The sequence below is a fragment of the Marinovum sp. PR37 genome, from assembly GCF_028807375.1.
Classification (GTDB): Bacteria; Pseudomonadota; Alphaproteobacteria; order Rhodobacterales; family Rhodobacteraceae; genus Marinovum; species Marinovum algicola.
The window spans coordinates 254,181-279,596 of sequence record NZ_JARAML010000003.1 but is presented as its reverse complement, the minus strand read 5'-3'; the positions used below and the strand labels follow the sequence as shown (position 1 = coordinate 279,596).

Genomic DNA, 25,416 nt, shown 5'->3' with positions numbered 1-25,416 from the left:
GCGGGCCTTCCTTTCGGGGGGCCGCATTGTAACGGCCATTCAGCGCTCTATAAGAAAGCCGGAGACAATAAAACGGCAAGCCCCCATGAGTGACGACGCGCAGAAGACAACGCATTTCGGCTATCAGACCGTGCCCGAAGAGGAAAAGGCCGGCCGGGTGCAGGGCGTCTTCAATTCCGTGGCCTCGCGTTACGACGTGATGAACGACGCCATGTCGATGGGCATTCACCGGATCTGGAAGGATGCGATGATGGACTGGCTGGCGCCGCGCCCGGGGCAAAGGCTGCTCGACGTGGCCGGCGGGACCGGCGACATTTCCTTTCGCTTCCTGAAACGTGCGGGCCAGGGCCATGCCACCGTGCTCGACCTGACCGAACCGATGCTGATCGAAGGTCGCAAGCGCGCCGAGGCCGAACAGATGGCCGGCAGCCTCGACTGGGTGGTGGGCGACGCCATGGCCCTGCCCTTCCCCGACAATACCTTTGACGTCTATACCATCAGCTTCGGCATCCGTAACGTGACCCGGCCCGAAGGGGCGCTCTCCGAGGCCTACCGCGTGCTGCGCCCCGGCGGCCGGCTCATGGTGCTGGAATTCAGCCAGATTCCCAATCCCGGGCTGCAATGGGCTTATGACCGCTATTCCTTCAACGTCATTCCCGCCATGGGCCAGGCGATCGCCGGCGACCGCGACAGCTATCAATATCTGGTCGAATCGATCCGCCGCTTCCCGGATCAGGACACCTTTCTCGGGATGGTCCGCACCGCCGGTTTTGAACAGGCCAAGTATCGTAACCTGACGCTGGGCGTTGCCTGCCTGCATTCCGGCTGGAAGCTCTGATGCGCGGCCCGCACAATGTCCTGCGGCTGATCCGCACCGGCGCCACGCTGGAACGCACCGGCGCGATGAACGACGTGCTCGACGCGCTGGATGCGCCGCCGGCCTTGCGCGCTGCGGCAAAAACCCTGGGCTGGCCGTTCAAATGGCTGGGCTTTCGCGGCGACCCCAGCCTGCCGCCGGTGACCCGGGCGCTGACGGCGATGGGGCCGGCCTATATCAAGTTCGGCCAGATCCTCTCGACCCGGCCGGACGTGGTGGGCGACGATCTGGCGCAACAGCTGCGCGTCTTGCAGGACAAGCTGCCCCCCTTCACCGTCGAGGCCGCCCGCACCAGCATCACCCAGGCGCTGGGCCGCCCCGCCGACGAGATCTTTGCCGAGATCAGCCCGCCGGTCGCCGCCGCCTCGATTGCCCAGGTCCACAAGGCCCGGGTGCGCGAGACCGGCGAGACCGTGGCCGTCAAGGTGCTGCGCCCCGGCATCGAACGCGCCTTTCGCCAGGACATCGACGCCTTCTATTTCGCCGCCCGCGCCATCGAGCTGATATCGCCCTCGTCGCGTCGTCTGCGCCCGATGGAAGTGATCCGTCATTTCGAAGGCGTGGTAATGGGCGAGCTTGACCTGCGACTGGAAAGCGCCGCCGCCTCGGAATTCGCCGCCAACACCAAGGACGACGACGGCTTTCAGCTGCCCGAGATCAAATGGCACCTGTCGGATCGCCGGGTAATGACCATGGGCTGGGCCGAGGGTGTGCCGCTGGGCGACAACGCCGCGCTGGACGCCGCCGGGCATGACCGCGTGGCGCTCTCCGAGCGGGTCTTGCAGCTGTTTCTCAGCCACGCCCTGCGCGACGGTTTTTTCCATGCCGACATGCACCCCGGCAACCTCAAGGTCGCGCCGAGCGGCGATATCATCGCCTATGATTTCGGCATCATGGGCCATATCGATGAATACACCCGCCGGGTTTATGCCGAGATCCTCTTTGGCTTCATCCGCCGCGACTATCAGCGCGTCGCCAAAGTGCATTTCGAGGCCGGTTATGTCCCCGCCGACCGGGATGTGGATGAATTTGCCCGCGCCCTGCGCGCCGTCGGCGAACCCATTTTCGGCATGGATGCGACGCGCATTTCCATGGCCAAGCTGCTCTCGTACCTCTTTGAAGTGACGGAACGTTTCGGCATGGAGACTCGCACCGAGCTGATCCTGCTGCAACGCACGATGGTGGTGGTCGAAGGCGTGGCCCGCGCGCTGAACCCACGCATGAACATCTGGGAAGTCGCCCATCCGATTGTCGAGGATTACATCCGTGGCAGTCTCGGGCCGCGCGCCTTTGCCGGCGATCTCGCCCGCACCGCGCAGGTGCTGGCGCGGTTCGGGCCGCGACTGCCGGCGCTGGTGGAAAACGCGCTGCTCGCCGAGGCCGGGCGCAACACCGATCCCGCCCCCGACAAGGGCCGCAAGTCCCGGTGGGCCTATCTCGCGACCGGTCTTCTTGCCGGGTTCGCCACCGCCGCCGTGCTGCTGCCGCTGTTCTGAACGGCGGCGTCACGGCCCGGGCCGGGGCTTTCAGGTCCGAGCGGCTCGGTTTTGGCCCCCAAACGCAGAAACGGCGACCATCCGGGCCGCCGCATCAGGAATTCTCTGTAAAAAAAACTTAGTCGGTGCCCGACGAGCTGCCGCTGCCATTCGAGGCTGCTGCAATGATCACCAGGGTGGTCACGGCGCCAATAACGGCCAGTTCAGTGGTACCTTGAGTCGCAACAAAGGGATCTGCGGCCGTATCAGCTTGCTGAGCAACAGCAGGTGCAGCCGACGCAATAAAAGTAGCAGCTGCTGCTGCCATGGCAAATTTTTTCATAATGTTCTCCAGACATTCTTGGGTGAACACGCACCCCACGCGGAAAGAAGCTACTACGAAGGCCCTTTGGTTTCAAACCCGTTCATCGTGAAAATCCTGCGAAAATTCGCTGCCCCGCGCACCGCGTCTTTTGTGCAACAAATCGGCGTGACCCAAGGTTTTTTGTGTCGAGAATGCATCATGTGCCCAATTTCCGCTGCTCAAATACCGGTCAACTGGTGTAGCATTCACCCCAGAGCGCGAACTCCGGTGATGTTTTCCACGTCTACGGGGTATCCGCCGTTGAGCACAAGCACAAGTTCTCCGTTGTTTATGCGGGCTTCCGTCACTTCCTGATAGCTCGAAACCGGTGTCTGACCGATTGATTCGGCCTGCGAAATGTTGTCCACCACAAAGTTGTAGTGGCCGGCCACAAACGGCGTGCCGCCGTCATCGACGCCGGCCCATTCAAAGGTGGTCTGTCCGGGCGTCAATGGCAGTCGCTGCACCAGAGTGTCGGTGTCGTCATAGACCTCGAGATAGCTCTCGTCAGTCAGATGCGACGGGGCCACCGAGAGGGCAATCGGCGTGCCGTCGAAATAGGCCGGCGCGTCAGAGCGCACCGCGCGACCGACCCAGTTCGCCATATCGCCCAGCCCGCCGACCCCCAGAAGGGTGATCATGCTGCCCAACAGGTCGTTGGTGACAACCTGTTGCTCGACAGAGGAAAACGTCGCCAGTTGCGAGGCGAATTCGGTGGAATCGAGCGGGTTGAGCGGGTCCTGATTGCGCATCTGCGCGGTGAGCATTTGCAGGAACGTGTCAAAGTCGGAAGACAACGCACCTCTGCTCGAAGTGGTCGGCACCGGCGACGCAGCCTGCGCTGTGGTCTGTGCCTGCGGGCTGGTGGCTGGGATCATCTCGCTCTCCTATACACGGATATCGAGGCGCGCGGCCGCGCCCTCGGTTTCAGGCCCGGGCGCGGCATCCTCCGCCTCGGCTGTTTCTGGCGAAACTTCCGGGTCACCCGCCGGGATTTCGGACCAGGGCTGGCGCTTGCTCTGACCGGAGGTGGAGAATTCGAAAGCGATTTCGCTGTATCCGAGGTCGCGGAAGGCGCGTTCGACGACGTCGATATGGCGCCGCATGAGATCATGGGTTTCGGGCCGTTCGGTGACAACCTGAAGCAGGATCTGCCCCTCCTGCCCGCGCATCCGCATCTGGACACGCCCGAGCTCTTCCGGTCGCAGGGTGATTTCGGTGAATTCGCCGGGCATGGCGCGCACGACTGGGGCCATCTGCTGGGCAATCTCACGCGCCATCGTCTGCGCGGCGTGGGCCGTCGGCGGCCCCTGCGACCCGCTCTGCCTGAGCAGGCTCTCCGCCTGTGGCGCGCTCGGGGTCTCTGGCGCAAAACCGGCCGGGCTCACCAAGGCGGCCCGCTCGTCCGACGCCGCGACCTGTCCTGCCCCAGCCCTGACAATCAACTCGGCAACCGGGCGGCCGGAGAACTCACCACGGCCCGTTGCAAGCCGGTCGCCGGGAGCTTCCGCTTCGTCCCCCCGATCGGGACCCCGATTTTGAAGGCCCGTCGACACATGGTCGGGCAAGGGGTCGAAACCGGTCGAGATCCCTGGGCGCGTGGCGTCCATCCGATCAAGGCCTCGCGGCGCAGGCTCCCTCCGCTGGCGGTGGGTCGATACCTCAGGATCACCTGTGGTTACAGGCCTGCGAGCATCCTCGCCGGTTTCGTCTGGCCCGCTTAGGCCATTGCGGGGCGGAAAGGCAGACGGATCGGCAGCTGACCTGGCGACAAACTTGTCGCCTGTCCCGGCACCGCCAGAGGGATTTGCCCAAGGAAGGCTTGCGACCGCACCGGACGCCCCGGACACCGGTGCCGAAGTTGGAACGTCCCGCCCGGCGCGACGCCCCGCCCGGCCAGGGTCAGGGGACTCGCGCGCCATTGGCTCGGTTTCAGCGGGCTGTTCGCGCGTTGGCCGGTCTGCTGAAATGGCGGCAAGCCGGGAGAGCCGGTCGCGAAAATGCACCTGCGCGCCGTCGGTCTGCACGTCACGCGGGACGGCCTTTTGGCGCGGGTGGTTCGGCTCGAAGAAGTATTCAATTGCCGGAAAAAGAGCCCCTCCGCCCCGGTTCGCCTCCGCCGCTTTGACTGGCGCCGCAGCCGGCTGCGGAATGTCGCCCGGCGGCCGCGAGATGGCGCCGCCCTTCTCTGCACTACTCCCGGCCGCTGTCGTCTTGCCCTCGGCGCCGGCCATCATTTCCGTCGAAGGCCGATCCCGCAGCCCGGCCAAATCTCGGGCAGAATTTGCGGACGGCGGTCCAGATGCCCCCTCCGATAGAGCAGAGCCCCCAATAGCCGCCACCATCGGAGATTTAACGCGCCGAAAATTCGACATATCCCCAGTGCTTTCCGGTTCAGCCGGACGCATCGTCCTCGAAAGTTTCACCTCGCTTGACCTGGCTTCGCTCGACGGGATCGTCAGCGCCGGAACGGCGGCGCGCCGTGGTGATCCGTTCTGGGTGGAATAGCCGTAACGCGGGTCCGACACATCCGTCGCACCCCGCCCCGGGTTCGGCTTCGGTTCAGCGGTTGCCGCCGGAAGAAGAACCGCCTCCTCCTGCGACGGCGGATTGCGATGTCCGGGGCTGTCATCCGGCATTTCCGCGCCGTGCGCCGACCGACTAAAACCGGCAGGCGGGACATGGGTGCTTTGGCGGCCTGCCGGCTGGAGCCGTTGTTTCGGCGGGGACTTCGCCTCCGTGGGCTCGCGAGGCGGCGGGGAAGATGAAGCCTGTGCGGAGCGGCCCGAAGCCGGGCGCGCATCCTTCCGGCTCGGTTCAGAAATTATCGGCAGGTGCTCCGATGGCATGGCGGTCATCTGCCTCGGGGCGCGCTCTGCGCCCATCGCCGTGTCCGTGAATGTACGAGCCTCACCGGCGGCGCGCCGATCAGCCAATGCCGGTTGCGCCGCTGCGGGCTCCGGCCCAACCGAGCGTACGGGCCAATTGTGCGGTGCCGGCTTGCCACTCGTCAGCGGCGCAATGCGAGAGGAATTCCTGGTTTCCATCGCGGCGGCGCGCACAATCATATCCGGCACGCTCCCGCGCGCGGAGTCCGTTTCCGAGGGATCGATTTTTCGGAAGGCACGTTCCGCCTGATCGGGCTTTTCCCTCCAATTCGAACCCGTTGGAGATTCCGAGTTTTTCTCCAATTCTTCAATAGGTTGACGCGACATAGCCATCCGCGTATCGGCTTCCATGTCAGCGCCTTGCCCCCGCGGTTTCGGCGTCGGCTCAACTGGCCCTAGTAACTTTGCATCGGGCGCATCCCCGTTGCCCAAGGCGGGCGGCTGTGTCGACAAGCCGTCGCCGCCGAGGCGTACAGCGATATTCCCATCGGCAAGGATATCGGCATCGGGTTGCACGGGCCGATCCACAGGCAAAGGCCGGGTCGACCCGCCGCTCTCCGCTTCAGGCACGGCGGACAGGGGGCCCACCGTCTTGGCATCAGCCTTGTCCGCCACGATTTCCCGGCCTTCCGGTGCAGGCTCGATTGTTTCGGGCGGGCTCACCTTGGCGGAAGGGGGCTGGGCCAATTCGGCGACGGGCGCCTCCGGCGCGATTGCATCCGAACCCTTCCGATCAGGCGCAGCCCCCGTTCCCCCAACGCCAGGAGCGGCTGCGTCGCCCTTCTCCTTGTCAGCAAAAGCGCTCCGACCAGTCAGGAACATCTGGCTGAAGCTGACCGTTCGCTCCGCGCCCGGAGGGAGACCTTCGAGCTTCGGCACAGCGCGCAGAAACCCGAGGCCGCCGGAAATCGATTCAATTTGCATAAGGACTCCAGGAATTCTTCCCAACTCCAGCCTTTATCCGCGATGACGGTTACCAGTTCTTTACCGGTCCTGCGGCAAATTGGAATAAACCGGAACAATTTGTGAGGACTGCCCAATGTCATTATTGATTCAGCCAATTGGCCCACATGTGGCCCGGCAACCAGCCACCTCCGAAGAAGCAAGGCAAGTGGCGCATGAATTAGAAGTGACGTTTTTGGCGGAAATGTTGAAATCCGCCGGATTCGGCAGACAACCGAACAGTTTCAATGGTGGAATAGGAGAAGAACAATTCTCATCGTTTCTCGTTCGCGCGCAGGCGAATGCGATGGTCGAAGCCGGTGGATTGGGGCTGAGCGAAGCATTCGTCAAAACGATGATCGAGGCCGAAAATGGCTGATCGCGACATAGCAATTCTGGACGAATTGAACGATCTTCTGGAGACCGAGCGGGCGGCGCTTCTCGCAGGCGACATTGATGCCGTGGGGCGCGTGCTCGACACCAAGGAAAAACTGCTGCGTGACCTGGCTGAATGCGCCGCCTCCGACACCGAAGGGCTTGACGAGATTCGCATCAAAATCACGCGTAATCAAGAACTTATTGAAAGCGCCATGAAGGGGATCGAGGCCGTCGCACAGAGATTCGCAGCGATTCGAAAGGTGCGCAGGTCGCTTGAGACCTATGACCGCTCCGGCCGGCGCAAGATGATCGATATATCCCCCGGAGGCCGGCTTGAAAAACGGGCCTGACCGTTTTTAAGAGAATCCTGCCAAACAATGAGGCACGCATTAGCAAACCCTTAGGACAACGGCTCCATGGTGGCGATGCACCTCTGATGGTGGCGCAATCAACGCGAAGTTCGTGCAGATTGCAAGTGTCAGAATGACAGAGATGCCGGGAGACCGGCTGTGGCATGAAATTGACGCAAAAGCGTCTCGCTTATGAGGATAATCTATGTCCAGTATTCTGACCAACTCCAGCGCAATGGTCGCGCTTCAAACCCTCAAGGGGATCAACAAAAGCCTTTCGGATGTGCAATCCGAAATTTCGACCGGTAAATCGGTGGCCAATGCCAAGGACAACGCCGCGATCTGGGCAATTTCCAAAGTCATGGAATCCGATGTGCAAGGCTTCAAGTCGATCGGCGAAAATCTCTCGCTGGGCCAATCGACCGTGGCCGTCGCGCGGAACGCTTCCGAAACCGTCACAGATCTTCTGACGGACATGAAGGATCTGATTGTCAGCGCCCAGGCGGACAATCTCGATCGCGGAACGCTTCAGGACGACGTCCAGGCCATCATCGGCCAGATCGAATCGGTGGTCGGCGCCGCGCAGTTCAACGGATTGAATCTGGTCAACGGCACGGCCGGCGCCTTCAACTCCAACGGCAATCTCGGCGCCGATGTGCTGTCGTCGCTGGACCGAGACAATTCCGGCGCGATCAGCGTGTCCAACATCGGCGTCGATGCTCAGAACCTGTCGACAGATACCGGCACGACGATCACGGCGGCCACCGCCGACACCGCATCGCTGGACGAAAACGGCGGCACCGACGACGATGTCCAGATCGCGCTCGGCTCGGCCTTCCTTGACACGAGCGGCGGCGCAACCGGCACGTCGGCGCTCAAGGCCTCTGACGCGGGTGTCGACAATGCGGTTACCACCGGCCTTGTCGCCGGCGATACCATGCGTCTGCAAATCGGCAATATCGAGGGCAGCTATGTCGTTCGGGAAGGCGACAATGCAAATGCCGTCCTGGCCGGTCTGAAAAACGGCATGCTACAAGCCGGGCTCGATACCAACGACTTCTCGCTGACGCTCGGGGCGGGCACGCTCGATGTCGAGAACCTCACTTCCGAGACTGGCATTGGCGTCACGCTGACCCAGGAACGCGGCACCGGCGCCCTGGCGCAGCTGTCCAGCATGGATGTCTCGACCGAGGCCGGCGCGGAAACCGCGCTGGGCAATATCGAAGGCATGATCCAGGCGGCCACGTCAGCCGCGGCGGCCTTCGGCTCGGTCGAAAGCCGGATCGAGACCCAATCGGACTTCATCATGAACCTGGCCGATTCGCTGACCTCGGGCATTGGCAGCCTGGTGGACGCCGACATGGAAGAGGCCTCGGCCCGCCTCCAGGCCCTTCAGGTGCAGCAGCAGCTGGGTGTGCAGGCGCTTTCGATCGCCAATCAGGCGCCGCAGCAGCTCCTGTCGCTCTTCCGGTAACCGAGACGGACGGGGGCGAAGGCCGTCTTCGCCCCCCGACCGCCGGGTGACATCAATTCATACTCCAGAAGGAAGGATGCGGCATGAACGCCCAGTCCATGGCCCACCGCGCCTATGCGCAATCCGCCGCCACGAAAACCGATCGCCGGGCCGAATACGAGACCATTGCCCGCACCACCCACGAATTGAAGGCCGCCGCCGAAAAGGCGACCTCGGATTTTCCCCGTCTTGCCGGCGCCCTGCACCGCAACAACAGACTCTGGACCATCCTCGCCGCCGACGTCGCCGATCGTGACAACCCCCTGCCCCAGGACCTCAAGGCGCGGATCTTCTTTCTGTCGGAATTCACCAAGCGCCACAGTGCACAGGTGCTGGCCCGGAAAGCCACTGTCGTGCCGCTTCTGGAAATCAACACCGCGATCCTGCGCGGCTTGCGTCGCGGGAGCGCGAGAACATGACCGGGCTCGTTCTCAAACTCGGGCCCAAGGAACGGGTGCTGATCAACGGCGCGGTGATCGAAAACGGCGACCGCCGCAGCCGGCTCAACATCGTGACCCCAAACGCCAATATCCTGCGCCTGCGCGACGCCATTCATCCGGAAGAGGCGAATACGCCGGTGCGCCGGGTCTGTTTCGCCACGCAGCTTGTGCTGACCGGCGACGCCGAACCGGATGAAACCCGGTTGCAGCTGCTGCGGCGGATCGAGGAACTCAGCCAGATCCTCACCGATACCGACAGCCGCCGCCACCTGACCGCCGCGACCGATGCCCTGCTCGGCGATCAGTTCTACCAATGTCTCAAGTCGCTGCGCGCGCTTATCCCGCGCGAGGACCGAATTTTTGCCGCGGGGCACAGATGAGCTTTCAACCGATCCTTCCAGGCACCGGCCTCGTCGGCTGGAAGCTTCTGAGCCGGACGATGGAAACCCAGCAGGCCGCGCTCAACCGGTCGGCGGAGATCTCGCGCGACACCGCCTATTTCGCGGCCAATATCGCCAAGGTCGACACCGCCGAACAGCTGGTCGGCGATCGCCGCCTGTTGCGCGTGGCGCTGGGGGCCTACGGGCTTCAGGAGGATATCGACAACAGGTATTTCATTCAGAAAGTCCTTGCCGACGGCACCCTGGCGCCGGATGCGCTGGCCAACAAGATGGCCGATGATCGCTATACCCAATTTGCCGAGGCTTTCGGTTTCGATCAGCCGCTCGGCCCCCACACCGCCGGCGCGGATTTTGCCAAAACCGTGGTGGAGAAATTCAACCGGGCCTCCTTCGAGGCGTCGGTGGGCGCGCAGGATGACAACCTGCGGATCGCGCTCTACGCCGACCGCGCGCTTCCCGAACTTGCCGCCGACACCGGCACCACCGAAAACGGCCGCTGGTACACGGTGATGGGCGTGCCTGCCCTGCGCAAAATCTTTGAAACCGCGCTCAACCTGCCGGACAGCTTCTCGCAGCTCGAACTCGACCGGCAGCTCGCCGTGTTCCGCGAAAAATCGCAGGCGCGGTTCGGCGTATCAGAGGTGGCGGATTTTGCCGATCCCGAGCTGCGGGAACGGCTGGTGGAACAATTTCTGCTGCAAGGCCAGCTTCAGGAGAGTGCCGCTCTTTCCGGCATGTCGGTGGCGCTGACCCTGCTTCGGAACATCCCGCAATAGGCCTGTCACGGGCGGGGCTGCGGCCGCGCGGCGGGCGGCCTGGCCAGCGGTTTCGATTTCGGGCGAAAGGCCTCGGCCTCCCGCAACACGACCTCCAGTCGCGCAAAGCTCTTGTCGATGCTGTCTTCTTGCTGCGCGATCAGCCCGTCGAGCTTGTCAAAGACCTGCACCGCCTGGTCGAGCACCGGATCGCCACCCGCGCTGTAAAGCCCGGCTTTGATCATGGTTTCCGAACCGTGGTAGGCACTGAGCAGTTTTCGGGCGAGGCCGATACGCGCGTTCTCGCGTTCGGTGGCGCACTCCGGCAGGCTGCGCGAGACCGAGCGCAGGACGTTGACAGCGGGAAACCGGCCGCGTTCGGCGATGGCCCGCTCCAGCACCACATGCCCGTCGAGCACCCCGCGCAGCACATCGGCCACCGGCTCGTTCATGTCGGACCCGGCGACCAGCACGGTATAGATCGCGGTGATATCGCCGCCGGTCTCCGGCCCCGGCCCGGCGCGTTCGCAGAGCGACATGATCATATGCGCCATCGAGGGCGGATAGCCGCGCAGCGCCGGCACCTCGCCGCCCGCCACGGCAACCTCTCGATGGGCGTCGGCCAGCCGGGTGATCGAATCGGTCAGAAGCAGCACCTGAAGGCCCTGATCGCGAAAATGCTCGGCAATCGACATGGCCGCAGCGGGGCAGCGGCGGCGCACCAGCGGCGAGCGATCCGAGGTGGCGGCGACGACGACACTGCGCGCCATGCCCTCCGGCCCCATGACATCATCGACGAAATCGCGCAGCTCGCGGCCGCGCTCGCCGACCAGCGCGACCACCACGACATCGGCCTCCATCTTGCGGGCGAGATGGCCGAGCAGGCTGGTCTTGCCGACGCCCGAACCGGCAAACAACCCGATCCGCTGGCCGCGCACGATCGGCAGCATGGTGTTGAACAGCACCAGCCCGGTATCGAGCCGCGCCCCCAGCCGCCGGCGACTGGCCGGATCGGGTGGCCGGGCGTGGATCGGCCGCAGCTCCGGCCCGCCATGCAGCGGGCGGCCATCGAGCGGTAGGCCGTAGGGGTCGATCACCCGGCCGATCCAGCCGGCATGCGGCGCGATCTGCGCCTCGGGCATGAGGAACACCTTGTCGCCCAGCGCCACCCCTTCAAGCGCGTCATCTGGCAGCATCATCACCCCGCCGGCCGCGATCTTGAGCACCTCGCCGCCCAGCGCCGCCCCGCGCGAACGCACCAGCCGCAGTTGATCGCCCATGCGCACATTCTGCCCGAGGCCCGCCACCATCAGATAGGTGCCGTCGACGCTGGCCACCCGGCCGAACGGCCGGACCGGCGTGAGCCCCGCAATCCTGTTTTTCAAACCTTCCAGCCGCGGCGTCTGCATCGTGCGCCTCCTTTATCTGCTGAAAACCATTTCTAAAGGAATCAGGGTTAAGCCTTGATTGAAGCCAATCGAGGGAGAAGCCCCGATGTTCGACAATCTCGAAGTCCTGCAATTGTCGCAGGCCATGGCCCGCCATGCCGGGGCCAGACAGGCGATTGCCGCGCGCAATCTCGCCCATGCGGATACCCCCGGCTACAAGGCCCGCGACCTGGTCGCCTTTCCGCAGCTTGTCCTGCAACAGCAGGCCCAGTTCGGGCTGCGCGCCACCCGCGACAGTCATCTCTCCGGCGCCCGCGCCGAAGGCGCCGCCGCGCCGGTGGAAGATCCGGGCGCGATCAGCGATCCCAACGGCAACTCGATCTCACTCGAAACCGAAATGCTGCGCGCGGTGGATATCCGCCGCCAGCATGACAAGGCGCTCGCCGTCTATCGCGCCTCGCTCAACATCCTGCGCTCGAGCCTTGGCCGCCAGTGACCCGGAGCCCTGACACATGACCGATTTTTCGTCCTCTTTCTCAGTTTCTGCCAGCGGGCTGAAAGCCCAGGCAGCGCGACTTCGCCATGTTTCGGAAAACATCGCGAATGCCGACACCCCCGGCTATCGGCGCAAAACCGTGCCGTTCGAAGAGATGCGCCAGAACGGCGACACGCGGGGCCAGGTGACCACCGGTCGCGTCAGGCTGGATCAGAACGATCTGGCCAAAATCTACGATCCCTCGCATCCGCTGGCCGATGACACCGGCCATTACGAGGGGTCGAACGTCAACCTGGTGATCGAGATTGCCGACGCCAGGGAAGCCCAGCGCAGCTACGAGGCCAACCTCAAGATGTTCGACCAGGCACGCCAGATGTCATCGAGTCTGATGGAGCTGTTGCGCAGATAACCAGATAGGAGACCCAGAATGGATGTCCGTTCAATCCTTGCCGCGCAGAAATACGCGGCCTCTCGCCCTGCGACCCAGCCGGACGACCCCCCCCATTCGATGGGCGCGGCCTTTGCCGACACCGCCCGGGATTTCGCCCGGACGCTGCAAACCGCCGAGGAAACGGCCAAATCGGCCATGATCGGCGACGCCGATCCGCATGCGCTGGTGCAGGCCCTGGCGCAGTCCGAACTGGCGGTCGAAACCGTGGTGACGATGCGCAACAAGGTGGTCGAGGCCTATCAGGAAATCCTGCGGATGCCGGTCTGACCGATGGATGAGGCGGTTTTCTTTGACACGATGCGCCACGGGCTCTGGATTTCGGTAACCATGTCGCTGCCGATCCTGTCGGCGGCACTGGTGGCCGGGGTCACCATCGGTCTGTTTCAGGCGCTCACCTCGATCCAGGAGATGACGCTGACCTTCGTGCCGAAACTGGCCGCCATCGTCGCCGTCTTCTGGCTCTCGATGAGTTTCATGACCGAACGGCTCACCGCCTTTTTCCAAAGCTGGATCATCCCCCTGATTGTCGAGGTCTGACATGGAAAACGCCACCTATACCACGCTCACCCGCCAGGCCGGGCTGATGCGCGAGATGCAGGTCGTCGCCAACAATATCGCAAATGCCGCCACCACCGGCTTTCGTGCCGAGAACATGGTGTTCTCGGAACATGTGGTGCAGGTCGAAAACGGCCCCTCGATCTCGATGGCCAGCGGCAACATCGGCGCCGCCTCGGAATTGCAGGGCGCGCTGACGCCCACCGGCGGGCGGTTCGATTTTGCCATCGAGGGCAGCGGCTATTTCCTCGTCCAGACTCCCGCCGGCGAAAGGCTGACCCGGGCCGGCAACTTTTCGACGAACGGCCAGGGCGATCTTGTGACAAAGGAGGGCGATCCGGTGCTCGACGCCGGCGGTGCGCCGATCTTCGTGCCGCCGGACGCCACCGATCTGGCGATCGGCGGCGACGGCACGCTCAGCTCGAACGGCAGACCGCTGGCGCAACTCGGCGTGGTGCGCCCGGTCGAGGGCCAGGACCTGATCCGCGAGGATGGCGTGATGTTCCGCGCCGAGGCGGGCTTTGCACCGGTGGAAAACCCGCGCTTGTTGCAAGGGTTTCTCGAGAATTCCAACGTCGATCCGATCCGTCAGATCGCCCGGATGATCGCGGTTCAGCGCGCCTATGAAATGGGTCAGAGCTTTCTCGACGCCGAAAACGAACGCATCCGCACTGCGATGCAAACCTTCCTCAAATAGGAGGCCGCCATGCGTGCCCTGAAAATCGCCGCCACCGGCATGACCGCCCAGCAGATGCGGGTCGAGACCATTTCGCAGAACCTCGCCAACATGTCGACCACCGGCTACAACGCGCGGCGCGCCGAATTTGCCGATCTGCACTATCAGCAATACGCCCGCGCCGGCGCCGTCAGCGCCTCTGACGGCACGGTCCTGCCCACCGGGGTGCAGCTTGGCCTCGGGGTGCGTCCGGCGGCGGTGTCGGTGCAGCTCGAACAGGGCGCGCTCTCGGCCACCCGCGGCGATCTTGACGTGGCGATCGACGGCAAGGGCTATCTCGAGGTCACCCTGCCCTCGGGCCAGCCAGCCTATACCCGTGACGGCGGGTTGAAACGCTCGGCCGAAGGGCTGATCGTCACCTCGGACGGCTTTCCCGTGGTGCCCGATATCGTCATCCCGCAGGACGCACGCAGCATCTCGATCAATGCCGATGGCGAGGTCTATGCCTATTTCAACGACACCGTCGAGGCGCAGTTGCTGGGCCAGTTCACCCTGGCCGGTTTCACCAATGCCAAGGGGCTCGAGGCGATGGGCTCGAACCTCTTTCTCGAGACCGAGGCCTCCGGCCCGGCGATCACCTCGGCCCCGGGCCAGGACGGGCTGGGCATCCTGCGGCAGGGCTATCTCGAGGACAGTTCTGTCGACGCGGTGCGCGAGATTTCCGAGCTGATCGAGGCGCAGCGGGGCTATGAACTCAATGCCAAGGTGATTTCCGCCGCCGATCAGATGATGGGCGCGACGACGCAGGTGCGGTGATGCGGCTGCTCTGGGCGATCCTCTTGCTCTGTCTCGCCGGCGCCGCCTGGTCCGAAACGGTTGTGCCGGCCCGGACCCTGCGCGCCAATACCGTCATTGCGCCCGCCGATCTGGCGCTGCGCAGCGCCGATGTGCCGGGCGCGTTTTCCGATCCGGCCGCGCTCATCGGTCAGGAAACCCGCGTCACGCTTTATGCCGGTCGGCCGATCCGCCCCGGCGACATCGGCCCGCCCGCGCTGGTGACGCGCAACCAGATCGTCACCCTGCATTTCACCTCCGGCGGTCTGCGCATCCTTGCCGATGGCCGGGCGCTGGGCCGCGGCGGCGCGGGCGACCGGATTCGCGTGATGAACCTGTCGTCGCGCACCACGCTATTCGGCACCGTTCAGCCGGACGGCACCATCAACGTCAGTCAATGAGGCCCGAGACATGAGGAAAATGACCTGCGCCGCCATGGCGGTCTCGCTTGGCATGCTGCCGGGATGCGCCCGCCTCGATCACCTGGGCCGTGCGCCGACCTTCTCCGACACGCGGGAAACGCCCGAGCATTTCGCCATGCTGAGCCCGGGCCTGCCGGTCGAGACCGCGCGCGGGCGGGGGATGCCGGAGCCCTCGCTCTGGGATGGCGGCCAGGCCTCGCTGTTCGGCGACCGGCGCGCCGTCAAACGTGGCGATATCCTCACCGTGGTGATCGAGATCGACGAGAGCGCCGAAATCTCGAATTCCACCAATCGCGGGCGCAATGGCTCTGAATCGCTTGCGGTGCCACAGCTTCTCGGCCTGCCGCAGCGGCTCTCGGAAGACCTCCCGCCGGGCTTTACCCTGGACAATGCCGTCAACCTGAATTCCGCGTCCAGTTCCGGCGGCGACGGCTCGGTCAGGCGCAACGAAAAGCTCGAGCTGCGGATCGCCGCCACGGTGGTCGAGGTGCTGCCGAACGGCACCCTGTCGATCCAGGGGGTGCAGGAGGTGCGCGTCAATTTTGAACTGCGCGAGCTGATCGTCACCGGCTATGTCCGCCCCGAGGATATCTCGCGTCAGAACCAGATCACCTACGACAAGATCGCCTCGGCGCGAATTTCCTACGGCGGCCGGGGCCAGATCAGCGACGTGCAACAGCCCCGCATCGGCCAGCAAGTGCTTGATGTCATTCTGCCATTCTGAGGTGTTCTCATGGGAAAGATCCTGCCACTCCTGCTGGCCCTGATCGGCATTGGTGCCGGAGTCGGCGCCGGTGTCCTGCTTCGGCCCGCGCCCGGCCTCGCCGAGTTGGACAACCCCTGCGGCGAGATGGCACCGGCGCATGACCCGGCGCCGGACGAGACCACGCCGACCGCCGACGTCGAATACATCAAACTCAACAATCAGTTCATCGTGCCGGTGGTCAGCGAGGCCAGGGTCGCCTCGATGATGGTGATCGCGCTGAGCGTCGAGGTGCCGGAGGGCCGGTCGGAAGAGGTCTATTCCCGTGAACCCAAGCTGCGCGACGCCTTTCTCCAGGTGTTTTTCGATCACGCCAACCTTGGCGGCTTCACCGGCACCTTCACCAGCTCGCGCAATCTCGAAGTGCTGCGGCGGGCGTTGCGGGAAACCGCGCAAAGCCATTTCGGCGATCTGGTGCAGGACGTGCTGATCACCGATATCGCCCGCCAGGATGTCTGACCGCGGTCAATCGCCGAGCGTCCTCATCCACCGCCTGTGCATCTCCAGCTCCACCAGCCGTTCGGTCTCGCGCCGGGCGGCCTGCTCGCGGATGTCCTCCCGGGTTTGTTCCGTCAGCGCCGCGAGCGCCGAGGTACGGCCGAACGAGGCTCTGGCGCGGAGCTTGATCGCCTCTGTCACCGCCCGCTGATTGGCCAGCGCCATGAGCAACTCGCGCCGCCGCGCCTCGGCCCAGGTTTGCCAGAGCGCCGCACCGGTCTGGGCAAAGGCAACCGCCAGATCGCCGGTCAGCGCCTCGGACCGGCGCGCCTGCGAGGCCGCGATGGCATCAAGCGCCGCGGTCAGCCGGGCCTCTGCCGCCAAGGACTGCCGCAGGTCGGCCGCATCGCGCTCGAACCGGGCCTCGGCCACCTTGTGCAAATCCGCCACATGCCTCATCTCCATGATCGGGCCTTTCGGCTCAGCGCATCGGCATAGCGGATGGCCACGGCCACCGCCGCGTAATGCTCGGGCAGGATCTGCGCGTCGAGCCGCACATGGGCGAAAAGCGCCCGCGCGGTTGGCGGATCGCTGTACACGGCAACCCCTTCTTCATAGGCGATCTCCTTGATCCGCAGGGCAATCTCGTCCACCCCCTTGGCCACGCAGACCGGCGCGCCGCCGGCGGTGCGGGCCCATTTCAATGCCACCGCGTAATGGCTCGGGTTGACGATCACGACATCGGCCTCGGGCACCTGTTTGAGCATCTGGTTGAAGGCGATCTCCTGCGCCTTGCTGCGCCGCGCCGATTTCAGATGCGGGTCGCCCTCGGCATCCTTGACCTCGTCCTTGATTTCCTTGTCCGACATCCGGTTCTTGGCCATGTGGCTGCGATACTGCCAGAGGTAATCAATTACCGCCATGGCCACCGCAATGGCCAGCACGATGGCCAAGAGCTGCGCCGCAAGCTCGAGCCAGAGAAGGATGGCGCGGACCGCGTTCATCTGCATGGCGCCGATGATCAGGTCGCTCTTGTTGCGCAGAAAACCGGTGAGGATCGCGGCATAGATCACCAGCTTTACCGCGCTCTTGAAGAACTCGAACAGCGCGTTCCAGCCGTATTTGTTCTTGAAATTGCGCAGGGGCGAGATCCGCGAGGCCTTGAATTCCAGCTTCTTGCCGGCAAACACCAGGCTGCGCTGGGCGATGATCGCTGTCAGCACGGTCAGGAACGGCACGGCGACCCAGGGCACAATGGCCAACGCCACGGCACCGATCAGCTTGCCGGCGAAGCGCGTGCCCTCGCCGGCAAAAACCCCGGGCGCAAGCCCCTGCGGCCGGGCCAGAAGCGGCGCCATGGCGTGGCCCAGCGCCGTCAGCGACGCGGCGCCGAAGACCGACGCGGCGATCAGAAAGCCGAAATACATCGCCGCCGTATTGACCTCGGAGGATTTGACCAGCTCGCCTTTCTTGCGCGCATCGTCGAGCTTCTTCGGCGTCGGGTCATGCGGTTTGTCGGCGGTTTCCGTCTCTGACGACATCAGCCGGCTCCAAGCGGATGGCTCAGGAACCGTGCCAGCGCCGCCTGCCAGAGGCCCAGCATGTAAGGCGCGCTGAGGGCCAGAAGCATGAGCCCGCCCAAGGTTATCACCGGCGCACCGACAAAAGAGACCATGAGCTGCGGCATCGCCTTGTTGATGACGCCGAGCGTCACGTTGTAGAGCATCGACAGGATCACAAAGGGCACCGCCAACCGGAAGGCCAGGACAAAGGTTTCGCTGACATGGCCGGCGATCCAGAGGGCCAAGTCGCCCGCCGCGGGGCGGGCGCCGATCGGCCAGACGTCATAGAACCCGGCCAAAGTGGCGAGAAGATGCAGATGCATCCCGCTGAGAAACATCAGCGCCAGCCCGCCCACCACCAGCACATGACCGATTGCCGGCATCGGCTCGACCCCGTCGGTGCCGAAAATCTGGCTGAGCGACGTGGATTGCGCGGCGATGGTGCCCGCGGTGTGCAGTGCAAGGATCATGAAGCGCAGCGCCAGGCCGATGGCGAGGCCGATGACCGTTTCGCTGGCCAGCAGCCCGACATCCGGGTCTGGCACCGGCACGGCGGGATCAAACAGCAGCACGGCAAAAAACCCGGCCAGCGAGATCGCGAGCGCCAGCCGGACCCGGAGCGGCAGGCTCCGGGTGCCGATACCGGGCATTACCGAGAGCACGGCGCCGATCCGGAAAAACACGATCGCGGCAAACCGCATCCCCTCGCCCAGCACATCAAAGAGCGCCTCGGGGCTCATGCGGCGACGGTGCCGACCAGCATCGGCTTGGCTTCGAGCCCGAGCTCTTCGAACGAAAGCACCGGCGTCTGAAACCCCTTGGCACGGGCGATCCGGCGCAGGAATCGCCGCCGCCGCGAAGAGGTGACGATCGAGGCGGCAAAGCCGCTTTCACTGCTCTGTTCGATCTGGTCGGCCATGGATTTGGTCAGCTTGGCAAAGACCTCCGGTGGCAGCGCCACATCGACCGTGTTCTGATCGGAGTCCACCTGATAGGTGGCAAAGATGTCCTCCCATTCCGGCGCCAGCTGAATCAGCGGCACCGTTCCGTCCGGCCGTTTGAGCCCGGCGACGATCTGAAAGCCCAGCCGCTGCCGCACATGTTCGCAGATCCCCTCGGGCTGATTGGAGAATTTACGCGCCTCGCCAATGGCTTCGAGGATCACCGGCAGATTGCGGATCGAGACCTGTTCCTCCAGCAGATGTTTCAGCACCTGATGCAAGAGGTCCATCGGCACCCGGTCGGGGATCATCTCGTCGAACAGCTTGCGGTTGGCCTCGGCGCGGTCGGGCTCTGACAGGTTGACCATTTCGTCGAGCAGGCGGCGCAACGCCTTGTGCGTGAAGAGCCGGCTGAAACTGGTCTTGATGACCTCGAGCAGATGCGTCGCCAGCACCTCGTTCGGCGTGACGATGGTCAGCCCCCGAAGCGCCAGATCCTCCTGCTGTTCCGGCTTGATCCAGCGCGCCGGCGCGCCATAGACCGGCTCATCGACGTCGCGGCCCGACGGCAGATCGGAGCCGCCCTGCGGGATCAGCGCCAGAACCAGATCGGGGTGCACCTGCGCCCGCGCCTGTTCGACGCCCTGGATGTGGATGATATAGCTGCCCGGGTCGGCGGTGACATTGTCGGTTAGGCGGATTTCCGGCAGGATCAGGCCAAAGGCGCTGGCGATATGGGTGCGCATGTTGGATATCCGCGCGTCGAGGCCGGACGCCGGATCGAGCACCATGTCCACCAGATCGCTGGCAAATTCGAGGTGGATATCGTCGAGCGCGAGGACATCGCCGATCGGTTTTGCCGGCGCGGCCTCGGGCGCTTCGGCGACCTCGGGCACTGCTCCGGCATCGCTCTGTTTTCGGTAGCGATGCAAGCCCAGCGCGATGAACAGCGCCGCCCCGAGCAGAAAGGGCGCCAGTGGCAGGCCCGGCATCAAAGCAAAGACCAGTTGCAGGATCCCCACCGCCATCAGAGCCGCGGGATGGTGGCCCAACTGCCCGAGTACCGCGATATCGGCGGCGCCGAGGTTGCCGCCCTTGGCCAGGAGCAGCGCCGAGCCGATCGACACGATCACCGCCGGGATCTGCGTCACCAGGCCGTCGCCCACCGTCAGGATGGCATAGGTCTGCAAGGCGGCGGTGAATTCCATGCCATGCGAGAGCACGCCGTTGGCCGTGCCGACCACAAGATTGAGCAGGGTGATCAGCAATCCGGCCACCGCGTCGCCCTTGACGAATTTCGACACACCGTCGAGCGAGCCGAGGAAGGTGGTCTCGCGCTGATCATGTTCGCGGCGCCGCTTGGCTGTCTCATGATCGATGGCACCGGCCGAAACGTCGGAATCGATCGCCAGCTGCTTGCCCGGCATGCCGTCGAGCGCAAAGCGCGCGCCGACCTCGGCCATGCGGGCGGCGCCCTTGGTGATGACCATGAAATTCACGATAAGGATGACACAAAATGTAACGATACCAATGACAAAATTGCCGCCCATGATAAAGCTGGCGAAGCCGTCGATGACATTTCCGGCGGCCTTTGTGCCGGTGTGACCCTCGCCGATGATCAGCTTGGTTGACGAAACATTGAGCGCCAGCCGCAGCATCAGCCCGGCCAGCAGGATGGTCGGAAATGAAGAGAACTCCAGCGGCTCGTCAATGAAAAGCACGATGACAAAGACCAGGATCGCCAGGGCGAAGGAAAATGACAGGCCGAGATCCAGCACGACGGCGGGTACCGGCAGGATCATCATCGCGACGATCCCGAGCAATCCGACCGCCAGAAGAACGGTGTGGTTGACCAGCATCGCGGCCAGCCCGCGGCCGGTATTTCCGCCAGTTTTCGCGGCCATTGTCATCGCGGCTCCGATCGGGGCGCCGCTGCCCGGCAAAGCTGTGTCATGGTTCGAGCCTCAGCAGGGGATCATCGAGCACTTGGGCCACCGTCTCGGCCAGGGAGGCTGATGCCTCGGTCAGAGCGCTGGCGCGCTGCAAACTCAGCTCCGGCCCGCTCAGCGCTTCGGTGCCGTCCGGTTCGGGCTGCCAGGCGAGCAAAGGGTCCACCGGGTCTTCGCGACCCAGGCGCAGGGCCGCCTGCTTGGCCTCGGCGAACCTCCCGGCGCCGAGCAGGGCGGCGTGGCGGGCTTCGGCGGTTTCCCGGTCGGCGGTGTCGGACGGCGCAAAGAGCACCGCATCGGGAATGCCGACATCGCCGTGATACCGCGCGCCCAGCGCCTCGGCGAGAAGCGCACGGTCGATCGGTTCGCCCCCCACGATCAGCCGCGCCGCAGGCCCGGGAAAGCGATTCTCATAAAGCCGCGCCGCCACGGCCTGGCGCACCTCTCTCGGGGCGGTGGCGGCCAGATCGGGCTTGGCCAGGACGACGCGGAGGAAGGTCACGGTATCCGCCTTGCCGGCCAGTTCGCGGAAAAACTGCGCGGTGACAGAGGCTTCCGCCTCCGCGTCCAGGGCCTTTGTGCCGAGGATAAGCAAGGCGGCGGCGAAATCGCCCTTGGAGATCAGCGAAAAGGCCTCTGCCTTGCGCAGCATGCTTCCGGCCACGCCATGGCGTTGCTCTTCGGCGTGGCTGGCCACGAGCTGGGCCAGGCCGTCCGGCACCGGTTCACCGGCCTCGATCTGGCGATCCACCAGAAGCGCGCTGGCGCGGGCGGCCTCTTCGCCGTTGGAGGCGGCGATTTCGATGAGGATGACCTCCTGCTCCGAAGACGCCTCGGCCAGCAGCACATCGGCCATTGTCTTGCCCGCCGCACTGCCCGACCGGTCGAGGATCCGGGCAATCATGTTGGCCGGATCCTTGCGGCCGGCATCAATCAGGTGGGCGATCATCCGCGGCCCGATGACTTTCAGCAAGGGGCGCGGCAGGGATTCGGCGGCGCGGGCGATCCGCCAGGCATCCGCCTCGCCCATCGGCGTGCGGGCCGCGGCAAGCAGCGGCCAGATGGCATTCACGTCGGAACAATCGCGATACGGCTCGAACGTGCGGCGCGGCAGGCTGTCCGGCGCTTCGATCAGCCGCGCGACCTGAGACAGGAAACCGGCGCCCTCCTCGGGCCGGTCGATCATGCCGAGGATTTGCCGCGCCTCGGACCCGAGACCCTGCGAGAGATGCAACTGGGCCAGTTCAACCGCCACCGCAGGATCAAGCATGAGCTGTTCGGTAAACAGCACGGCGGACAGCGCGGCCTTTTCCTTGAAAAATCGCACCTTGCCGCCGAACCGGCCCAGCGGCGCCGCGACCAGGCCGGCACAGACAGCGCGGCGCGGTTTCGTCAGGGCCGGTGCCCCTGCCGCCGTGCCCGGTACGGCGATGTTCGGCAGGTCGATGTCGCGCAAATCCGGGCCCGGTGCGGCCACGCTGGCAGGGCGCGGTGCGTCGGGGTCGCCAAGATCGAGGATCTGCCGCGTCGTCCGCCCCGCCAGCGCCTCGGCGAATTGCGACACGCCGCTTGTCGAATAGCTCTGCCGCGCTACCAGCGGGGCGCGCAACCTGTCGCGAAGCGCCGCCGGCGGGGCGGCCGGGCCCGGCGCGGGCATCTCCGCCGCGACAGACGTTCCGGCGGCATCGGCGACATCGATGATCAGCAATCGCGGCGGCTCGAAAGCCGAGGTCACCTGACAATCGCAGTTCAAGGTCACGGTGAGCCGGTTTCCGCCGGGCTGCGAGAGGCCGGTGACCCGCGTTTTCGGGATCAGGTCGAACACCGTGCCGACATCGAACCGATGATCGTCCTCTCCCGCCAAGTCCAGCGTCAGGCTGCGCCCATCGACCTGCAAATCATAACCCGTGCCTTCCGGCAGATAGGCAACCAGCCGGCTGAAATCGGCGTGTTCTCCGGATTTCACCGTCACGGTGGCCGCCTGGACCATGCCGGCGCTCAGGACCGACAGGGCGATAATCCCGGCGCGCCTCATGCCGCATCCTGCTTGAGGGATTTCAAAGCCTCTTCGAGATCGTTGAAATCGGGCCGAATATGCGTCGGCGTGTTCTGCCGCCCGACCTCGATGCAGATATTCGTCGGATGGGCATGCAGGTTGGCAACCAGAACCTCGCGAATGAGCTGATGGAAATGCGCATCGTCCTCGACCACCGTCTTGACCCGGGCGGCAAAGGGGCCGACGAGACCATAGGCCAGGAACACGCCGAGAAAGGTGCCGACAAGCGCGCCGCCGATCATCTTGCCCAGTACCTCGGGCGGCTGATCGATCGACCCCATGGTCTTGATCACGCCAAGCACCGCGGCGACGATTCCCAGCGCCGGAAGCCCGTCGGCGATGGTCTGAAGCGCGTGGCTGGAATGCAGCTTGTGATGCAGGCTGGCCTCCATGCGCTTTTCCAGCACCTCTTCCACCTGGTGCGGATCGTCGTAATTCATCGTCGCCGCCCGCAGGGTATCGCAGATCAGGTCGACCGATTCCTTGTCGGCCTGGATCTTGGGGTATTTCGAGAAGATCGCGCTTTCGCCGGGGGCTTCGATATGTTCCTCCAGCGCCACCGGGTTCTGCTTGGCGATGCGGATCAGCTCGAACAGCAGGCAGAGCAGATCGCGGTAATCCTCCTGCTTCCATTTCGGGCCCTTGAACACCTTGCCGACATCCTTGAGCGTATGTTTGGCGCCGGCACCATCATTGCCGATCAGAAAGGCGCCGAGCGCAGCGCCGCCGATCATGATCATTTCGAACGGCAGCGACTTGAGGATGATGGCAAGCTTGCCGCCCGCCAGCAGGTAGCCGCCAAAGACCATGACGAAGACCACTGCGATACCCACGAATCCGATCATCGATGCACCTGTTGTTTGCCTGTCCCCGGAATCGCACGGAAACCTAAAGAAACCGTTCGCTCATTCCCGGGGCACCTCGGCATTTCGTCCGGCCAGCACGACGCTGACCAGATAGGCCGTCTCGGGTGACAGCCCGGTCATGATCCCGGCCGCGGCCTCGGGGCGCATGCGGCCGAGAAAACCGGCGGCGAAATCCGGGTCCATCGTCTCGAAAAGCGCGGCGGCATCCTTGGGCTTCATGTTCTCATAGACCGAGGTGAGGCGCGTCAGGTCGGATTCGGCGGCCTCGTCGGCCAGGGCGATCGTCGCGCGCAGCGCCGCTTCCGAGGCCCTGAGTTCGGCCAGCTTTTCCTGGATCCGCGCATCCGCGACCTGAAGCGCCCGCATCCGCATGGTCATCCGCTCCTCGCGCATGCGCAGCCGGTCCTCGCGTGTCTCCATCGCCTCGAGCAGCGGCACCAGATCGGGATCGCTGACACATTGCTGCGGCGCGGCCAGGGGCGCCGGCATCGGCAGGCTCTCGGCCAGCGCCTCCGGGCTGGCCTCGCGGGCAATGGCCTCGGTCGCCTGAAGCCCGACCCGCAGGAGCGCGGAGCCCAGAAGCAACACGGCGATGATCGCCAGGGTGCCGCGGCCGAGGCGACGGCCACGCTTGCGGTCCTGTGTCATCTACTGCGCCCTCCCGGCATCGCGCGAGTGGCGCGAAAAGACCGGCGCTGGCGGCGCGTCCTCGGCCTCCTGGCACGGGGCCTGTGGCGGCTGATCGGGAATGTCGTGCATCGAGGCCACCAGCAATTCGAGCTTGCGCGAGACGGTTTCCGCCCGGCCGGTCAGATCTTCGAGCGAACGGCTGGAGCCCTGGGCGGCCGATTGCGCCGCCTGCAACGTCCGGGTCAGATCATCGACCTGCGCCGAAAGCACGGCCACGGCGCCGCCGACCCCGGTCTCCAGATCGTTGAACCGGCTCAGCCGCCGCGCCAGCACATAGCAATAGACCCCGGCGCCCAGCGCCCCGGCAACCAGAAGTACATCGGCAATCATTTCCACCATGTCGCCCCCGTCAATTGACCACAAATTCCATCACCAGCAGGTTGCTCACCCGCTCGTCGCCCAGCACCAGCTGCGCCCGCCGCAACAGATGCGAACGAAACCGCAATAGCGCCGTCGGCTCTTCGAGATCGGCCACCTCGACCGCACGCAGATAGCTGTTGAACACATCCACCACCCGCGGCAGCAAAAGCTCGACATCGGATTGCGCGGCGCTCGGTACCTCGAGCTGGGCGGTAAACCGCAGGTGCCTAGTCCCGCCCCCCGGCAGGGAAATCACCATCGGTTCGAGCGGCACAAAGGCGACATCCGGCAGCAGCGCGGCCGCCTTTGGTTTGGTCTCGGCCGCCTCGGCATGGGCCGCGTCGGATGGCGCGGCGAGAATCATCCCGGATTGGACCGCAAAGAACCCGCCGCCGCCGCCGGCCAATGCCAGAACCACGCCAAGGATCAACGGCAGCTTGGATTTCTTCCTGACCGGCTGTTCTTCGATTTCCGCGTCCGACATGGGCCACCTCAATACTCGGTTTCCCGATCTATAACCTCAGAGGAACTAACCGATTGTTAAGGCTGATCGGCGAAACCGGAGGGGCAATGTCGTGCAGAAGGC

At 64.7% G+C, this 25,416-nt stretch carries 30 protein-coding genes; 17 read left to right on the top strand and 13 right to left on the bottom strand.

The window, feature by feature from the left end:
• Positions 1–85 precede the first annotated feature (85 nt).
• Entirely contained in the window at positions 86–838 is a 753-nt protein-coding gene (gene ubiE / locus PVW49_RS04500) for a bifunctional demethylmenaquinone methyltransferase/2-methoxy-6-polyprenyl-1,4-benzoquinol methylase UbiE (protein WP_274589989.1), read from the top strand.
• Positions 838–2,373, top strand: coding sequence for a 2-polyprenylphenol 6-hydroxylase (ubiB, locus tag PVW49_RS04495; RefSeq protein WP_048533608.1), 1,536 nt, complete (start codon positions 838–840; stop codon positions 2,371–2,373). Before ubiE ends, ubiB begins: the two co-directional genes overlap by 1 nt.
• Before the next feature lie 118 nt (positions 2,374–2,491).
• On the opposite strand, the gene PVW49_RS04490 is transcribed toward ubiB, so the two are convergent.
• From PVW49_RS04490 to PVW49_RS04480, 3 genes are all read right to left on the bottom strand, one after another.
• Positions 2,492–2,695: a hypothetical protein gene (locus tag PVW49_RS04490; RefSeq protein WP_139211319.1), complete on the bottom strand. Its 204-nt coding sequence runs from the start codon at positions 2,693–2,695 to the stop codon at positions 2,492–2,494.
• 227 nt (positions 2,696–2,922) lie between these two features.
• Positions 2,923–3,594, bottom strand: coding sequence for a flagellar hook capping FlgD N-terminal domain-containing protein (locus tag PVW49_RS04485; RefSeq protein WP_082154563.1), 672 nt, complete (start codon positions 3,592–3,594; stop codon positions 2,923–2,925).
• Positions 3,595–3,603: 9 nt separating this feature from the next.
• A complete protein-coding gene (locus PVW49_RS04480) occupies positions 3,604–6,528 on the bottom strand; it encodes a flagellar hook-length control protein FliK (protein WP_274589988.1) in 2,925 nt (974 codons plus the stop codon).
• 115 nt (positions 6,529–6,643) lie between these two features.
• On the opposite strand from PVW49_RS04480, the gene PVW49_RS04475 reads away from it, so the two are divergent.
• The 6 genes from PVW49_RS04475 to PVW49_RS04450 all read left to right on the top strand — a co-directional run bounded on the left by PVW49_RS04475 (position 6,644) and on the right by PVW49_RS04450 (position 10,404).
• A complete protein-coding gene (locus tag PVW49_RS04475; protein ID WP_274589987.1) occupies positions 6,644–6,925 on the top strand; it encodes a rod-binding protein in 282 nt (93 codons plus the stop codon).
• On the top strand, positions 6,918–7,274 hold the full coding sequence (locus tag PVW49_RS04470; protein ID WP_074836541.1) for a hypothetical protein: 357 nt from the start codon (positions 6,918–6,920) through the stop codon (positions 7,272–7,274). Before PVW49_RS04475 ends, PVW49_RS04470 begins: the two co-directional genes overlap by 8 nt.
• Before the next feature lie 205 nt (positions 7,275–7,479).
• Positions 7,480–8,748 (top strand): flagellin, encoded by a 1,269-nt coding sequence (locus PVW49_RS04465; RefSeq protein WP_048533603.1) that lies wholly within the window; start codon positions 7,480–7,482, stop codon positions 8,746–8,748.
• Positions 8,749–8,831: 83 nt separating this feature from the next.
• The gene (flaF, locus tag PVW49_RS04460) at positions 8,832–9,206 is read left to right on the top strand and encodes a flagellar biosynthesis regulator FlaF (protein WP_048533602.1); all 375 of its coding nucleotides are present in this window, start codon (positions 8,832–8,834) and stop codon (positions 9,204–9,206) included.
• Positions 9,203–9,607 (top strand): flagellar biosynthesis repressor FlbT, encoded by a 405-nt coding sequence (gene flbT, locus PVW49_RS04455; RefSeq protein WP_048533601.1) that lies wholly within the window; start codon positions 9,203–9,205, stop codon positions 9,605–9,607. Before flaF ends, flbT begins: the two co-directional genes overlap by 4 nt.
• On the top strand, positions 9,604–10,404 hold the full coding sequence (locus PVW49_RS04450; RefSeq protein ID WP_274562003.1) for a DUF1217 domain-containing protein: 801 nt from the start codon (positions 9,604–9,606) through the stop codon (positions 10,402–10,404). Before flbT ends, PVW49_RS04450 begins: the two co-directional genes overlap by 4 nt.
• Positions 10,405–10,409: 5 nt before the next feature.
• Here the strand turns inward: PVW49_RS04450 and PVW49_RS04445 are convergent, their stop codons facing one another.
• Positions 10,410–11,792: a FliI/YscN family ATPase gene (locus tag PVW49_RS04445; RefSeq protein WP_274589986.1), complete on the bottom strand. Its 1,383-nt coding sequence runs from the start codon at positions 11,790–11,792 to the stop codon at positions 10,410–10,412.
• An 85-nt stretch (positions 11,793–11,877) separates the two neighbouring features.
• On the opposite strand from PVW49_RS04445, the gene PVW49_RS04440 reads away from it, so the two are divergent.
• From PVW49_RS04440 to PVW49_RS04400, 9 genes are read left to right on the top strand one after another with little or no spacing between them, the layout of a single operon-like run.
• Positions 11,878–12,267: a FlgB family protein gene (locus tag PVW49_RS04440; RefSeq protein ID WP_274589985.1), complete on the top strand. Its 390-nt coding sequence runs from the start codon at positions 11,878–11,880 to the stop codon at positions 12,265–12,267.
• Between the two features lie 16 nt (positions 12,268–12,283).
• Positions 12,284–12,676 carry a flagellar basal body rod protein FlgC gene (gene flgC / locus PVW49_RS04435; RefSeq protein WP_274589984.1) on the top strand — a complete coding sequence of 131 codons (393 nt, stop codon included), beginning with the start codon at positions 12,284–12,286 and terminating at the stop codon, positions 12,674–12,676.
• Between the two features lie 18 nt (positions 12,677–12,694).
• Positions 12,695–12,985 (top strand): flagellar hook-basal body complex protein FliE, encoded by a 291-nt coding sequence (gene fliE, locus PVW49_RS04430; RefSeq protein ID WP_274589983.1) that lies wholly within the window; start codon positions 12,695–12,697, stop codon positions 12,983–12,985.
• 3 nt (positions 12,986–12,988) lie between these two features.
• Positions 12,989–13,255: a flagellar biosynthetic protein FliQ gene (locus tag PVW49_RS04425; protein ID WP_048533595.1), complete on the top strand. Its 267-nt coding sequence runs from the start codon at positions 12,989–12,991 to the stop codon at positions 13,253–13,255.
• Between the two features lies 1 nt (position 13,256).
• Positions 13,257–13,970, top strand: coding sequence for a flagellar hook-basal body complex protein (locus PVW49_RS04420; protein WP_274589982.1), 714 nt, complete (start codon positions 13,257–13,259; stop codon positions 13,968–13,970).
• 9 nt (positions 13,971–13,979) lie between these two features.
• On the top strand, positions 13,980–14,765 hold the full coding sequence (flgG, locus tag PVW49_RS04415; RefSeq protein ID WP_274561993.1) for a flagellar basal-body rod protein FlgG: 786 nt from the start codon (positions 13,980–13,982) through the stop codon (positions 14,763–14,765).
• Positions 14,765–15,184 carry a flagellar basal body P-ring formation chaperone FlgA gene (gene flgA / locus PVW49_RS04410; protein ID WP_074836533.1) on the top strand — a complete coding sequence of 140 codons (420 nt, stop codon included), beginning with the start codon at positions 14,765–14,767 and terminating at the stop codon, positions 15,182–15,184. Before flgG ends, flgA begins: the two co-directional genes overlap by 1 nt.
• Positions 15,185–15,194: 10 nt before the next feature.
• Positions 15,195–15,929: a flagellar basal body L-ring protein FlgH gene (gene flgH, locus PVW49_RS04405; protein WP_274561988.1), complete on the top strand. Its 735-nt coding sequence runs from the start codon at positions 15,195–15,197 to the stop codon at positions 15,927–15,929.
• A 9-nt stretch (positions 15,930–15,938) separates the two neighbouring features.
• Positions 15,939–16,427 carry a flagellar basal body-associated FliL family protein gene (locus PVW49_RS04400; RefSeq protein WP_274589981.1) on the top strand — a complete coding sequence of 163 codons (489 nt, stop codon included), beginning with the start codon at positions 15,939–15,941 and terminating at the stop codon, positions 16,425–16,427.
• Positions 16,428–16,433: 6 nt separating this feature from the next.
• Here PVW49_RS04400 and PVW49_RS04395 read toward each other — a convergent pair whose 3' ends face one another.
• The 9 genes from PVW49_RS04395 to PVW49_RS04355 are packed head-to-tail and all read right to left on the bottom strand — an operon-like array spanning position 16,434 to position 25,314.
• The gene (locus PVW49_RS04395; protein WP_274589980.1) at positions 16,434–16,871 is read right to left on the bottom strand and encodes a hypothetical protein; all 438 of its coding nucleotides are present in this window, start codon (positions 16,869–16,871) and stop codon (positions 16,434–16,436) included.
• Positions 16,862–17,947 carry an EscU/YscU/HrcU family type III secretion system export apparatus switch protein gene (locus PVW49_RS04390; protein ID WP_074836530.1) on the bottom strand — a complete coding sequence of 362 codons (1,086 nt, stop codon included), beginning with the start codon at positions 17,945–17,947 and terminating at the stop codon, positions 16,862–16,864. The genes PVW49_RS04395 and PVW49_RS04390 overlap by 10 nt, the downstream gene beginning before the upstream one ends.
• Entirely contained in the window at positions 17,947–18,708 is a 762-nt protein-coding gene (locus PVW49_RS04385) for a flagellar biosynthetic protein FliR (protein WP_074836529.1), read from the bottom strand. Before PVW49_RS04385 ends, PVW49_RS04390 begins: the two co-directional genes overlap by 1 nt.
• Positions 18,705–20,813: a flagellar biosynthesis protein FlhA gene (locus tag PVW49_RS04380; RefSeq protein ID WP_274589979.1), complete on the bottom strand. Its 2,109-nt coding sequence runs from the start codon at positions 20,811–20,813 to the stop codon at positions 18,705–18,707. Before PVW49_RS04380 ends, PVW49_RS04385 begins: the two co-directional genes overlap by 4 nt.
• A 46-nt stretch (positions 20,814–20,859) precedes the next feature.
• On the bottom strand, positions 20,860–22,893 hold the full coding sequence (locus PVW49_RS04375; protein WP_274589978.1) for a hypothetical protein: 2,034 nt from the start codon (positions 22,891–22,893) through the stop codon (positions 20,860–20,862).
• Entirely contained in the window at positions 22,890–23,759 is an 870-nt protein-coding gene (gene motA, locus PVW49_RS04370; protein WP_048533585.1) for a flagellar motor stator protein MotA, read from the bottom strand. Before motA ends, PVW49_RS04375 begins: the two co-directional genes overlap by 4 nt.
• 60 nt (positions 23,760–23,819) lie before the next feature.
• On the bottom strand, positions 23,820–24,428 hold the full coding sequence (locus tag PVW49_RS04365; RefSeq protein WP_274589977.1) for a MotE family protein: 609 nt from the start codon (positions 24,426–24,428) through the stop codon (positions 23,820–23,822).
• Positions 24,429–24,806, bottom strand: coding sequence for a hypothetical protein (locus PVW49_RS04360; RefSeq protein ID WP_048534087.1), 378 nt, complete (start codon positions 24,804–24,806; stop codon positions 24,429–24,431).
• Positions 24,807–24,819: 13 nt separating this feature from the next.
• Entirely contained in the window at positions 24,820–25,314 is a 495-nt protein-coding gene (locus PVW49_RS04355) for a flagellar basal body-associated FliL family protein (RefSeq protein WP_274561972.1), read from the bottom strand.
• Between the last annotated feature and the right edge of the window lie 102 nt (positions 25,315–25,416).